Origin of the sequence: Facklamia sp. P12945, assembly GCF_050409485.1 — a bacterium.
Taxonomy (GTDB): domain Bacteria; phylum Bacillota; class Bacilli; order Lactobacillales; family Aerococcaceae; genus Facklamia.
Genome location: NZ_JBNUPJ010000018.1, coordinates 1 through 12,267 on the forward strand (window position 1 = coordinate 1; position 12,267 = coordinate 12,267).

Sequence of the window (12,267 nt, forward strand, 5' to 3'; positions counted from 1 at the left end):
AAAGACAACCCCTTTATTTGAGATTAACTCACAAAGGGTTTGTCTTCAGTCTGAACACCTGCTTTTTTTAAAAAGAAAGCAGGTGTTTTAAGTATTATTCTTAAATAATAGCTAGCACGATGAAGTTGATGATAAAGAGAACAATCGATACCCAAATAATTGGATGAACTTCTTTAGTTTGTCCTTTAGCTGTTTTAATGATTCCATAGAGAATGAATCCTGCTGCAATTCCGTTGGAAATGGAGTAGGTTAAACCCATAAAAACAGATGCGAAGAATGCCGGCACAGCATCTTCAAAATTCGACCAGTCAATATCGGATAGAGAGCTAACCATCAAAATCCCGACAATAATCAAGGCTGGTGCTGTTGCTTGTGCAGGAATTAAAGAGATGATTGGCGATAAGAAAGCAGAAAGAACAAAGCAAAGCGCTGTTACCACTGAAGTAAAGCCTGTACGACCTCCAGCTCCAATCCCAGCAGATGACTCGACAAAGGTTGTAGTATTGGAAGTACCTAGAATTGCTCCAAAAATTGTCCCTACAGAGTCGCCGAACAAGGCTTTATCCATCTTAGAAGTGAATCCTGAACCGGATTCTAAAGCTAATTGATCGGCTTTTGAAAAGATACCTGAGCGTAAACCAGTACCAATAAAGGTACCAATTGTATCAAAAACATCAGAAAGTGAAAAAGCAAAGATTGTCATTAAAACAATTGGTAAGCGAGTAAGATCGCCAAATAGAGAAGGGATTCCTGCACTGGTGAAAATTACGCCAAAAATTTGCCCAAGGTCAGCAAAAGCAGAAGAGAGAGAATTATCGGCGAATGAAACTTGTCCTAAGTCAACCACATTGGTTAGGAAAGCTAATACAGTTGTAACAGCGATACCGATTAAAATGGCTCCTTTAGACTTTCTCATCATTAGGATAATGGTGACAATTATACCAACAACTGCAATTAAGGCACCTGGTTGGGTGAAATTAACCAATTCTGGGACAATACCACCATCAGTTACAACGCTGAATACTCCACCAGAGATTGTTTCCGCCATAGGATCTCCATTATTGACAGAGATAATATTCCCGGCACCTGAGGTGAATTGTAAAAGACCAGCATTTTTTAAACCGATATAGCCGATGAAAATACCGATACCAGCAGAAATAGCATGTTGTAAAAATGCAGGAATTGAAACGATTAACAATTTACGAATTTTAGTGATAGTGATTAAAACGTTCAAGATTCCACAAATGAATACCATGGATAGTGCCTCTTGCCAAGTGAATCCTAAGGCAAAAACAACCGTATAGGTAAAGAATGCATTTAATCCCATCCCGGGAGCTAAGGCGTAAGGAACATTAGCAAATATTCCAATGAATAAAGTTGAAATAGCAGCAGCAAAAATAGTAGCTAGAAATACTCCTTGTGCCGGCATACCTGCTTGTGACAAAATGGCTGGATTGACGAACATGATATAAGACATAGCAAGAAAGGTAGTGATTCCTGCTTGTATCTCTGTTCCTAGGTCCGTATTGTTCTCAGAAAACTTAAAATAATTGCGAATGGCTTCCATTGAATTCCTCCTCAAATTGATGAAATGATTGTAACAAAGATAGTTGTCTTTCGGAAGAGCATAAAAATATATAATCTTTTGTTAAATTTAAATGTTCGGCTTTTTTTACTAAAGAATGTGTTTTCATTTCATTGAAGCAATCTTTAGTTTTTCCTATACTGAGTAGGTATTTAAACTTAGGAGGTAGGCCATTGAATGATATGACAACCGGATCCTCCATTAAAAAGATTATTCGTTTTTCGATTCCTTTAATAATGGGGAATTTATTCCAATTATTTTACAATATGGTAGACACTTTTATAGTGGGGCGAAGTATTGGTTTAAATGCTTTAGCAGGAGTTGGATTAGCTGGTATTGCGGAATTAGTCATGAGGGTTATTGCCGCTTTTGTATTAACTCCTATGATTGGATTTTCTGGAACGGTCTTATCTAATCCGATGGCTTGGTTAGGTTCATTAATTATTTTAATACTAGCATTCTATCGTAAACACTATGAGTTGAAACAGTTGAGAGATTTATAGACCATTCGAGAAGCAAGGCTAAATATGATAAAATAAAGAGGCTAATATTTAAAAAGGAGAATGAAATGAAAATTATATCTTGGAATATTGATTCACTAAACGCTGCATTGACCAGTGATTCTAATCGAGCCATCCTGTCTCGAGAAGTTTTGATTAAACTCAACGCTTTGCAAGCAGATGTAATAGCTATTCAAGAGACTAAGTTATCTGCTAAGGGACCAACCAAAAAACATAAAAAGGTTATAGAGGAACTATTCCCTAATTATCAAATAGCTTGGCGTTCTTCTCAAGAACCAGCTCGTAAGGGATATGCTGGAACGATGTTTATGTATAAGAAAGACTTAAAAGCTGAAGTTTCTTATCCAGAAATTTCTTGTCCTCATCCAATGGATTATGAAGGTAGAATAATGACATTGGAATTTGCTGATTTTTACCTTACTAATGTATATACTCCAAATGCTGGAAGCGAGTTAAAGAGACTAGAGGATCGTCAGAATTGGGATGAAAAGTATGCTGATTATTTAGTATGTTTAGACCAAGTAAAGCCTGTGATTGCGACAGGTGATTTTAATGTAGCTCATAAAGAAATTGACTTGGCTCATCCAGACAGAAATCACTTTTCTGCAGGCTTTACAGATGAAGAGCGTCAAGGATTTACTAATCTTTTAAACAAAGGTTTCACGGATACTTTTCGTCATTTACATGGTCCAGTAGAAGGCGTTTATACTTGGTGGGCCCAAAGGGTTCGAACAAGTAAACAGAATAATTCAGGCTGGAGAATTGATTATTTCTTAGTGAGTGATCGAATCGCTGATAAAGTTCAAAGATCTGAAATGATCGATTCAGGCGAGCGTCAAGATCATACCCCCATCTTATTAGAAATAGATTTATAAAAGTGAAAGGAGTCGATAACATTGGCAGGACATTCTAAGTGGAATAATATAAAAAATCGTAAGGGTGCCCAGGATGCTAAAAGAGGGAAACTCTTCCAAAAATTATCACGGGAAATTTATATGGCAGCTAAACAGAGCGGAGGGGATCCGGACACTAATCCCGCTTTGCGTTTAGCTATGGACAAGGCTAAAGCCAATAATATGCCAAATGATAATGTCGATCGAGCCATTAAAAAGGCGACGACCTCCTCTGAAGGAGAGAATTATGATGAAGTGATATATGAGGGCTTTGGCCCTCAAGGGGTAGCTATTTTGACCGAAGCATTGACTGATAATCGTAACCGAACTATGACCAATGTCAGGATTGCTTATAATAAAAATGGTGGTAATATTGGAGAATCCGGAACGGTTAATTACCTGTTTGATCGCAAAGGCTATATTGTTTTAGAAAGAGAAAAGAACAATCTAGATGAAGATGAAATGTTGATGCTTGTTCTAGAAGTGGGCGGCGAAGACTTAGAAAGTTCTGAAGAAGTTTTTGAGATTTATACGGATCCCAGTGAATTAGCCAAGGTAAGAGATAAATTGTTGCAAGAAGGGCTAGTGATTTATACAGCTGAATTAACCTTAATACCCAAAACTTTTGTCAATCTATCAAAAAAAGATTATGAGGTACTGACAACCATTGTTGATGCTCTAGAAGATGATGACGATGTGTCTGAAGTGTTTCATAATGGTCAACTTGATGAATAAAAAACTCGAGATATTTTCTCGAGTTTTTTTAATATGTTTTTTTGCTTGACAGAATGTATTTAGATGGTAACATATAGTGGTGATAACTAGATAAAAGGGGTGCTAAGTGACGATAAAAATTGAGAAGATATTAGCTTTCCATTGTCCTTCATGGGATGAATTACCTAAACAGTCCATGTTCAACCAAGAAGTGGTTGAATATATTCAAGATTGTTTGGGCCCAATCATGAATGACGAAGTAGCAATGACTTCCACGATGATTCAAAATTATTCTAAATGGGGTGTCATTCCTAAAATCAAGGGTAGGAAGTATGGACGTCAACAGATAGCCTTTCTTTTAATTATTGCTATCTATAAACGTATTTTGCCTATTGAAACCGTTCGAAGGGGCATTGAACTCCAAACGAAGAGGGTAACGATCGAAGAAGGGTTTGATTTGTTTTCAGAGTCAATTAACAATGCTGTTCAACGTGTTTTTAAAACGGTAGGTCAAAATCGTCCCTTTGTTGTTGAAGGAATTGAAATAAGTAAAAAAACCGAAGGTATTAATGCAGTATCACATGCATTTGCTACTAAATTACTAGCCGAATTGATTATTGAATCAGGTGGTTATGACCAGATAGGAGATTATAATGAATAAATTAGCTATTATTGCAGATACTTCACAAGACTTAAAGGCAGATCTTGCTGAACATTACGGTATTGAAATCATTCACTATATGTTGCAAATGGGAGATAAACACTATCGTGACTTGATTGATATTGATTCTAGGGAATTCTACGAACAGATGCAACATCATGACGTCTTATCGACTGGTATTCCGCCTATCCAAGAAATTATAGATCTTTTGGATCGTTTAGTAGAGAAGGGTTATACTCAAGCAGTAGTAATTACAGCATCTTTAAAATTAACCGGTATGCGTCAATTATATGAAGTAGTTAAAGAACAGTATAAAAACTTAGAAATCTTCATTTATGAATCCAATTATATTGCTTCAATCACTGGTTTACTTTCAATCTATGCTGCTGAACTCAGAGAAGATGGTAAGTCAGCTGAGGAAATTTTAGCTGAATTAGAAAGAGTGGAAAATAAAGCTGGTATTTACGCTCTGTTTAGAACGTTGAAATATGTTATTAAGGGTGGGAGGTTTAATAAGTATGCTGGTATGATTGGTACTTTCTTTAATATTAATCCATTATTAACTATTCATAACGGTGAAATTGAAATCATTAATAAGGCAAGAGGGAAGAAAAGATCTTATGCAACCCTTTTAGCAGCAGCTAAAGAAAAATTGCAAGGAGCTAAACGCTACAAAATCGCTCTTTTTGCCGGCAATAATAACGAAGAAATCTCTCAATTACAAAAAGATTTGGCTGAAGAAATTGCTAATGCTGAAACATCCATTGTGACTGAATTAACTCCCGTTTTAGGAGTACATGCCGGACCTCAGTCAGTAGGTATTTCAATTCTTGTTATTGATTAAAAAAATAAAAAATGATGAGAAATTCCTAGCCTCATCGTTTTTACTTTGTAAGCGTATTATTTTGACTTGCTTGTTATTAGATTTCAGCTTAATATAATACTATATTCAAGGAAATGAGGAAAACGATGATTGAATTAAGCTTGACTAAAATAAGATCACTTATAGATCCTCGTCCATCTGATAGTTACAAAGGGAACTACGGACATAGTTTGATTATAGCAGGTAATGAACAGATGGCGGGGGCTGCAATATTAGCTGCTAGCGCCTGTGTTCATGTTGGTTCGGGCTTAACAAGTTTGCTAACTGCAAAGACTAATATAAATGTTTGTCATTTGCATACTCCAGAGATGATGGTTGGGAATTGGGCAGATCAAAATTTGAGGAAACAGTGGATTTCTAAAGCAAATCACGTGTTAATTGGCCCGGGCCTTGGTAGGAGTCAAGAAAGTATTGAGATATTAAGTGAAACGCTATCAAGTATCCAACCTAATCAAGTGTTAATTCTTGATGGAGATGCCATTAGCCTGTGGGCGAAAGAAGGTCCATTTTCTTGTAAAGGCCAATTAATCTTTACCCCTCACTTGGGTGAATGGCTAAAAATGCAAGAAGCGAACAATATCAATGATCCTCAGGAATTTTCAGATTCATATCAAGCTATCCTCGTATTAAAATCGCATCAAACTGAGATTTATCAGCCTTCCGGCTTATCTTATAGCAATATCCCGGGCAATGCAGGCATGGCAATAGGGGGAATGGGCGATACCTTAGCTGGTATGATATCTGGATTGATGGGACAGTCTTCATCCCCTTTGGGTGCTGTATTGATAGCTGCTTATATGCACACAGCGATTGCTAATCAAATTAATCAAAAAGAATTTATTGTGTTACCATCCAGATTAATAAAGCAAATTCCTGAATTTATGAAAGGTTTATTTGAATTGAAAGGTAATCGATTTGAACGAAGAATTTAAAGCCCAAAAACTAACTTTAAGCCCAAATAGTGATGAAAAAATGTGGATAGCTGAGATTGTGGGAGAAGATCCAGTCTATCGACTGAAAAGAGTATTTCTTCCTGAGTTTAAAAAGGGAACGTATCATTTATACGATGGTATTTATCAAATTCATGGAATCTATCCTGGAATCAGTCCTTTTAGTAAAGAATATTGTATCGTCAAGCACGGACATATGCAAAGAAAAATTCCACTCGAGACAATTTATCAACTCCTACCTCAAATAGAATCACAAGAGAGTAGACGGAAAAAACGGCTCAAGCATCAAATTATTGAGAAGTTAAACGTAATAGGGAAAAAGTTGGAACATGAATTAGTCTGGCGAGACATTGATTATCAGAAGGATCAATTAGATAGTTTAGAGAACTCTCAACAATTAACTTTAACTTTAGGACAGTTAATTAAACAAGAAGAGAAGATTGTCGATTCATATAAAAAAGCAATTGAACGTGGTATTGATGGCTAAGCGTTCAGATTAAAGATTATATAGGGAGCGAAAAAATGAAATTTAATATTGATAGATTAAAACAGACTCTCGAAGAATATTCTCGTTTACTTGAAATGGTAATAGTTATAGCTATTACTTTAAGTGTCGCTGTAGGAATGATTGACTTATTTAAATACGGTTATTTAGTTTTACAAGCAGATGTTATAGAAACCTATTCTGTTTTTCAAAATTTTTTAGGTTATGCTTTGTTGCTTTTAGTGGGAATTGAGTTAATTTTTATGTTGCTTTTTCACTCTCCTAAAGCAGTTTTAGAACTGATCTTATTTGTAATTGCTAGAAAAATGCTGATTTATGCGCAAACAATGGAAGATTTGGTATTAGGATCCATAGCTATCTTTATTGTCTTTGCTACTGTTCACTTTTTGGTCAAGAACGAAGATGGCCATTTATTACGAAATGACGAGGAGTAAAAATACTATGAGAAAAGCCTATCCCCATGACTGGGAATAGGTTTTAATTTATTTTACATAGATAGCCTTTAAATCATCAATAAAGCTAAAGCGAAGAAGAAGCTCATCTGTATCTTCTTGGTTAAGCTCTTGGTCCATTTCAAAGATAGTAATAGCGGGGCCATTAATTTTAGCTCTTTGGTGTGTCATGTATGAGATGTTTATATCATGATCTTGTAGGAAGGTTGAAAGGCGACCGATTGTTCCAATTTTATCTTTATGACGGATAATTAAAGTAGGGCGTTCGCCAGAAAAGCGAACATCATATTCATCATATTTGTTGATTTCGATTTTTCCACCACCTACTGATGAGCCAATGATGGTGACGTGGTTATTTGGACCGAAGATATGAATACGAGCAGTATTAGGGTGATAGTTTCCTAGATTACGCTCGAGGAAATTAATCTTTAATCCACGTTCTTCAGCAATATCACGTATATCAGCTATTTCTGAATCACGAGTCGTATAGCCTAAAACGCCGGCTATTAATGCTAGGTCAGTGCCATGACCTTGATAAGTTTTAGCAAAAGAATCCATTAGGGTGAATACGACTTCCTCAGGTTCTTCTCCTAGAAGTTGACGAGCAACATTACCGAGGCGAACGGCACCGGCAGTATGAGAAGATGAAGGACCGACCATTACTGGACCAATAATTTCGAAACCAGATTGGTAAGACGCGCTAACTCCATCCTCTAAAATCTTTTCACCTGTTCCAGATAACTCAACCTCAACATCAGCTACTAATTCATCTGAATTACCAAAGACCTGTTCTTTGATACGACGGGCAGTAGGAGTACCCGCTACACCACCAATGCCTGTTTCTCTTAATGATTCAGGGAGTTCATTACCAATAGCATCCATAGCGTCAATAACTTCATCCGAAGGAATAATGGATACCACATCAGCTAATGCCATATCAGCAGCAGCCATTGCAGTCAGTGCATGAAGTCCATTCCGAATGATACAAGGGATTTCTACTAAACCTGCAACAGGATCGCAAACAAGTCCGAGTGAGTTTTTAAGTGCTAATCCCACTGCATTACCAACTTGCTCAGGTGTTCCACCTTTCAATTCAACTAGGGCCCCAGCTGCCATAGAAGTGGCAGAACCCACTTCGGCTTGGCAACCTCCTTGGGCCCCGGAAATAGAAGCACGGTTAGCAATAACTAAGCCTAAAGCAGAAGCGGTAAACATCGCACGGACTAATTGTTCCTTTTCAAAATTTCCAGTATCAAGCATATGAACTAAACAAGCAGGTAAAATACCGGCAGAACCTGCCGTAGGGGTCGCAACAATTCTTCCCATTGAAGCATTCACTTCATTGACTGCCATCGCATTTGCGACAACTCTTAATGTGAAGGAATCGATTAAAGAGTCATCCTTTTGGGTATATTCAAAGACACGATGACCATCTCCACCAGTCACACCTGTATGACTCATAACAGACTCCAAAGTACCTTTTCTTACTGAATTGACCATGACATCAAACTGTTCTTCCATAGCAACTAACATTTCTTCCTCAGTAATTCCTCGTAATTCCATTTCATTTTGAATCATTACTTGAGAAATGGTTAGTTCTCTTTCATTAGCTTCATCAATTAAACCTTTTAAACTTGTAAATGACATAAAATCAACCCCAATCCAGATACTTATTTTTACTTAGTGCATTATAGCACAGCCTTACTTGTAATTTAACCTTTTTCAGAAAAATATGCTAGCGTAAATCGCTAGCATTGCTATTATATCTTTGTAAACGGATTCCATTTCTTACTATTTTCGATACCTGTTTTTTTAACAGATTTAACAATGGTTTGGATAACTTTTAAACTGCCATCTTTAATAATTTGACCGAGCAATTTAGTGCTTTCAATGGTTGCAGACCGTTTGATAACTTGATTATCAGCATCTTTCAAGCTGCCCAAATAATCCATAGTAACAATTCCCACTCTTAAGGTTAGTAGGGCATTAATGGATCCTTCTAAAATCGAGTTGGCTATTAAATTAGTAATCGAAACAGAGCCTGGAATCATGGATAATAGACTGCCTCCAAGGATGGAAGAGATGAAAGGTTCCATTTGAGCTTCAATAAGATCTAAGTCTTCAATCCCTCTAGCCATTAAAATTGTGGTTGCAACATTAGTGTATATGGAAAGAACTTTTCCGAAACTCGGACGCGTATCATACACTTTGATCAAATGCCAAACCATTTTCATTAAAACAACTAGAACTGTAAGGGCATCTAAGGAACCATTTTGTGAGATAGCAGTTGTTAAGAAAACCATTTGAGCTTGTTTTTTGATTTCAATTAAGCCATGTTCTCTTAAAGAATGATGGGCCAAGTGAATTTGTTCTTCTGCGGATAAGTTTTCGTGAGCAAGCCAATCGTAATTCAGCTCTTTTAAAGTAGGGTTCTTAATTAGTTTGACTAAACTATCTTTTACATACTGATCGTATTCTTCTGGACCTGCTCCATCTGCTAAATCTATTTCTTTAGGCAACTTCATTAGTTCTCTCACAGTTAGGAATGTAAAATAAATTAACATAACAGCTAGAATAAAAATGACTGTGAGTGCTAAGAGAGGATGGATATAAGCTAAATTACGGTATAATTGCATAAATTGATTGAAAATAAAAATAATGGTTATAATTAAAAAAATTGAGGCTACTACTTTCAGCCATTGGCGCCAATTATTCAAAAAATCACCCCTCGATTTTATAAGTTTAACATTTTAAATAGAAAGATTACTCCGACCATAGACTGACCGATTGAGCATAAAATTTAATCGGCTTGTGACCTTTTATTAAGGTGATATTTATAAGTATCCATAGCTGAATCCACGACAAAGACCGCTAAACCAATGGCAAGAGCAGTCACCAAGGCTTGATAAAAGGACTGACTAGCTGCAATCAAATTGTTTTGCATAAAGTATTCTGCAGTCTCGTAAATGGCAATTCCCGGTACATAAAGAAAGAAAGCAGGAATGTAAAAAACATTAACGACGGTTTTAAACTTACGTGACATCCACTGGCCCATAATACTTACAATAAGACTACCAATAAAAGTAGCGATAAAGGTATTGGTGTGACTTAGAACAAATAAATAAACAGCATATGAAATGATTCCCGGTATACCTGACCAATAAATGAATTTACGTGGAGCATTGACATTGATAGCTGCTGCTACAGTTGCTAGATAACTAGCAACGAGTCTTAATATTAAATGATTTAATTCCATAAGTTAATCACTCCATATGAGATAGCTAAGCCAATTCCGACACCCAAAGCAAGGCTCAAACCTTCCTTAAAAGCATCTATTAAACGAGTTATACCAGTAGAGTAATCCCCGTGAAGCAAATCACGGATTCCATTGGTAAAAGCCGTTCCGGGATAAAGTGGCATTAAAGTGGCACCAATAACAATATTTAGGTTAAAGCGGGTGGTTACATACCAATGGATAATGGGTAAAACAAAGGCTAGTGAACTTGTCATTAAGACATTGACAGCAAAACGGTTGAGACCAAAGTTATCTTCTGATAGTTTAAAAAATAGAATCATGATGGTTGGAATTAGAGCAATCACCAAATCGCCTAAACCACCTTCTAATAAGATAACATAGGACATGATTAAAAGAATTGTCCAAACAAATTGGTTATGGGTGGTATATTCCTGGTCTTGAATGCTGTTTAGTTTCAAATAGGCTTCTTGTGGACTAATACTTTTGTCTAATAATTGACCAATGATTTCATTGACTTGATGGATGATGCGCATGTGATTTTTGCGGTTTTTCACCCTTACAATAATTGTGCTTCCCACCGGGCTTTCTTCTTTAAACTGACTATTTTGTAAAGCTAAAAATAGGCCAGAAGCAGATGAAAAGACAGCGGGTTGGTCAAAGTTACTTAATGAGAGAATTTGGTTAACTGTTCGCTCAACTCGATAACCTTCAGCTTCTGATTGAATCAAGAGGGTCCCAGCAAGAGTGGCTAGTTGAAGAATTGACTGTTCTCTTTTATCCATGAGCAAGCCCCTTTAGTTTTTTGTCTATTATAGCATATTCTCGATAACAGAATAGAAGTCTGAATCAGAGAAGTTGGATAAATCGTGTTACAATAATAAATAGAGGTGATGATTTGAAAATATCAAAAATTCAGGTTCAAAAAAAGAATAAGCAACGCTATTCTATTTTTATAGATAATCAGTTTGCTTTTGGAATCGATGAGGCAATTTTAATTAAGTTTGCTATCAGAAAAGGTTTAGCAGTCGATCAAGAGTTAATTAGAAAAATTTTAGAAGCTGAATTTCATTATCGTTTTTATCAAAAAACGCTAAACTATCTGTCTTATGGTTTGAAATCTGAACAAGAAGTACGTGATTATCTTGATAAAATGATAAAAGAGTCACAAAGTGAGAAGATGGAAGAAAGGCAGGATTTTTCTAAGGAAATGGAATCTAGTAACTGCAAAACGCCACTAGCTAATCCCAGTAAACAACAAAGGAATGTTGACTATGCATCTTTTGACATTTCAGAAAGTTTGATTGATCAAATTATTGACAAACTAAAAGAACAAAACTTAATTAATGATCTTATTTATGGCCAAGCCTATGTACGCACTCAAGCCAATATCAACCGTAAAGGGCCAAGAAACATTTCTTATGAGCTGAAAATGAAAGGTTTAAATGATCTATTAATTGAAGAAGCTTTAATGGAGTATCCAGAAAATTTGCAACGAGAAAACTTAAAAATGTTAGCGGATAAGTTTATTAAAAGTAAAAAACGATTGTCTTTAGCCATGCAAAAAACAAAGTTATACCAACACCTTAACCAAAAGGGCTATGATCGAACAATCATTCAAACCTTTCTAGATAATTATAAAATGGAAGTCGATCCTGAACTTCAGGAGGATCTGCTGGATAAAGAGGGGCAAAAAATTTTTCGCAAAAGATCCAAAAAACATGAAGGCTACGAACTTAAGCAGCGTCTAATTGTCGACTTGCGCCAAAAGGGATTTGAATATCAAGACATTCAAAATTGGCTAGAGGATAATGAAAGTGTGATGAATATGAAAGGGGAGAATGAGTAGT

General features: G+C 36.2%; 14 protein-coding genes. 9 read left to right on the forward strand and 5 right to left on the reverse strand.

Annotation, left to right across the window (positions count from 1 at the left end; genetic code table 11):
- Positions 1–100: 100 nt before the first annotated feature.
- Positions 101–1,567: an NCS2 family permease gene (locus tag ACQV2X_RS06755; RefSeq protein WP_428872752.1), complete on the reverse strand. Its 1,467-nt coding sequence runs from the start codon at positions 1,565–1,567 to the stop codon at positions 101–103.
- Positions 1,568–1,758: 191 nt separating this feature from the next.
- Between ACQV2X_RS06755 and ACQV2X_RS06760 the strand changes: the two genes are divergently transcribed.
- From ACQV2X_RS06760 to ACQV2X_RS06795, 8 genes are all read left to right on the forward strand, one after another.
- Complete coding sequence (locus tag ACQV2X_RS06760) at positions 1,759–2,088, forward strand: hypothetical protein (protein WP_428872753.1); 330 nt, start codon at positions 1,759–1,761, stop codon at positions 2,086–2,088.
- A 65-nt stretch (positions 2,089–2,153) separates the two neighbouring features.
- Entirely contained in the window at positions 2,154–2,981 is an 828-nt protein-coding gene (locus tag ACQV2X_RS06765; protein ID WP_428894374.1) for an exodeoxyribonuclease III, read from the forward strand.
- A gap of 21 nt (positions 2,982–3,002) precedes the next feature.
- Entirely contained in the window at positions 3,003–3,734 is a 732-nt protein-coding gene (locus tag ACQV2X_RS06770; RefSeq protein WP_428872755.1) for a YebC/PmpR family DNA-binding transcriptional regulator, read from the forward strand.
- Positions 3,735–3,840: 106 nt separating this feature from the next.
- Positions 3,841–4,374 carry a DUF1836 domain-containing protein gene (locus ACQV2X_RS06775; protein ID WP_428872756.1) on the forward strand — a complete coding sequence of 178 codons (534 nt, stop codon included), beginning with the start codon at positions 3,841–3,843 and terminating at the stop codon, positions 4,372–4,374.
- The gene (locus tag ACQV2X_RS06780; RefSeq protein WP_428872757.1) at positions 4,367–5,218 is read left to right on the forward strand and encodes a DegV family protein; all 852 of its coding nucleotides are present in this window, start codon (positions 4,367–4,369) and stop codon (positions 5,216–5,218) included. Before ACQV2X_RS06775 ends, ACQV2X_RS06780 begins: the two co-directional genes overlap by 8 nt.
- 125 nt (positions 5,219–5,343) lie before the next feature.
- Positions 5,344–6,189 (forward strand): NAD(P)H-hydrate dehydratase, encoded by an 846-nt coding sequence (locus tag ACQV2X_RS06785; protein WP_428885237.1) that lies wholly within the window; start codon positions 5,344–5,346, stop codon positions 6,187–6,189.
- Positions 6,173–6,694: a hypothetical protein gene (locus tag ACQV2X_RS06790; protein ID WP_428872760.1), complete on the forward strand. Its 522-nt coding sequence runs from the start codon at positions 6,173–6,175 to the stop codon at positions 6,692–6,694. Before ACQV2X_RS06785 ends, ACQV2X_RS06790 begins: the two co-directional genes overlap by 17 nt.
- A gap of 35 nt (positions 6,695–6,729) precedes the next feature.
- Positions 6,730–7,146, forward strand: coding sequence for a hypothetical protein (locus ACQV2X_RS06795; protein ID WP_428872761.1), 417 nt, complete (start codon positions 6,730–6,732; stop codon positions 7,144–7,146).
- A 48-nt stretch (positions 7,147–7,194) separates the two neighbouring features.
- On the opposite strand, the gene sdaAA is transcribed toward ACQV2X_RS06795, so the two are convergent.
- The 4 genes from sdaAA to ACQV2X_RS06815 all read right to left on the reverse strand — a co-directional run bounded on the left by sdaAA (position 7,195) and on the right by ACQV2X_RS06815 (position 11,202).
- A complete protein-coding gene (sdaAA, locus tag ACQV2X_RS06800; RefSeq protein ID WP_428885234.1) occupies positions 7,195–8,811 on the reverse strand; it encodes an L-serine ammonia-lyase, iron-sulfur-dependent, subunit alpha in 1,617 nt (538 codons plus the stop codon).
- Between the two features lie 113 nt (positions 8,812–8,924).
- Positions 8,925–9,881 (reverse strand): DUF697 domain-containing protein, encoded by a 957-nt coding sequence (locus tag ACQV2X_RS06805; protein WP_428894375.1) that lies wholly within the window; start codon positions 9,879–9,881, stop codon positions 8,925–8,927.
- Between the two features lie 83 nt (positions 9,882–9,964).
- Positions 9,965–10,420 carry a threonine/serine exporter family protein gene (locus ACQV2X_RS06810; protein ID WP_428872763.1) on the reverse strand — a complete coding sequence of 152 codons (456 nt, stop codon included), beginning with the start codon at positions 10,418–10,420 and terminating at the stop codon, positions 9,965–9,967.
- Entirely contained in the window at positions 10,411–11,202 is a 792-nt protein-coding gene (locus tag ACQV2X_RS06815) for a threonine/serine ThrE exporter family protein (RefSeq protein WP_428872764.1), read from the reverse strand. The genes ACQV2X_RS06810 and ACQV2X_RS06815 overlap by 10 nt, the downstream gene beginning before the upstream one ends.
- A gap of 113 nt (positions 11,203–11,315) precedes the next feature.
- Between ACQV2X_RS06815 and ACQV2X_RS06820 the strand changes: the two genes are divergently transcribed.
- The gene (locus tag ACQV2X_RS06820) at positions 11,316–12,266 is read left to right on the forward strand and encodes a RecX family transcriptional regulator (protein ID WP_428874895.1); all 951 of its coding nucleotides are present in this window, start codon (positions 11,316–11,318) and stop codon (positions 12,264–12,266) included.
- Position 12,267: the final 1 nt, after the last annotated feature.

Bases quoted from the DNA above. Each gene is read 5' to 3' on its own strand.
- ACQV2X_RS06755 (WP_428872752.1), bottom strand. From the start codon at position 1,567: ATGGAAGCCATTCGCAATTATTTTAAGTTTTCTGAGAACAATACGGAC.
- ACQV2X_RS06765 (WP_428894374.1), top strand. From the start codon at position 2,154: ATGAAAATTATATCTTGGAATATTGATTCACTAAACGCTGCATTGACC.
- ACQV2X_RS06780 (WP_428872757.1), top strand. From the start codon at position 4,367: ATGAATAAATTAGCTATTATTGCAGATACTTCACAAGACTTAAAGGCA.
- ACQV2X_RS06785 (WP_428885237.1), top strand. From the start codon at position 5,344: ATGATTGAATTAAGCTTGACTAAAATAAGATCACTTATAGATCCTCGT.
- ACQV2X_RS06795 (WP_428872761.1), top strand. From the start codon at position 6,730: ATGAAATTTAATATTGATAGATTAAAACAGACTCTCGAAGAATATTCT.
- sdaAA (WP_428885234.1), bottom strand. From the start codon at position 8,811: ATGTCATTTACAAGTTTAAAAGGTTTAATTGATGAAGCTAATGAAAGA.
- ACQV2X_RS06810 (WP_428872763.1), bottom strand. From the start codon at position 10,420: ATGGAATTAAATCATTTAATATTAAGACTCGTTGCTAGTTATCTAGCA.
- ACQV2X_RS06815 (WP_428872764.1), bottom strand. From the start codon at position 11,202: ATGGATAAAAGAGAACAGTCAATTCTTCAACTAGCCACTCTTGCTGGG.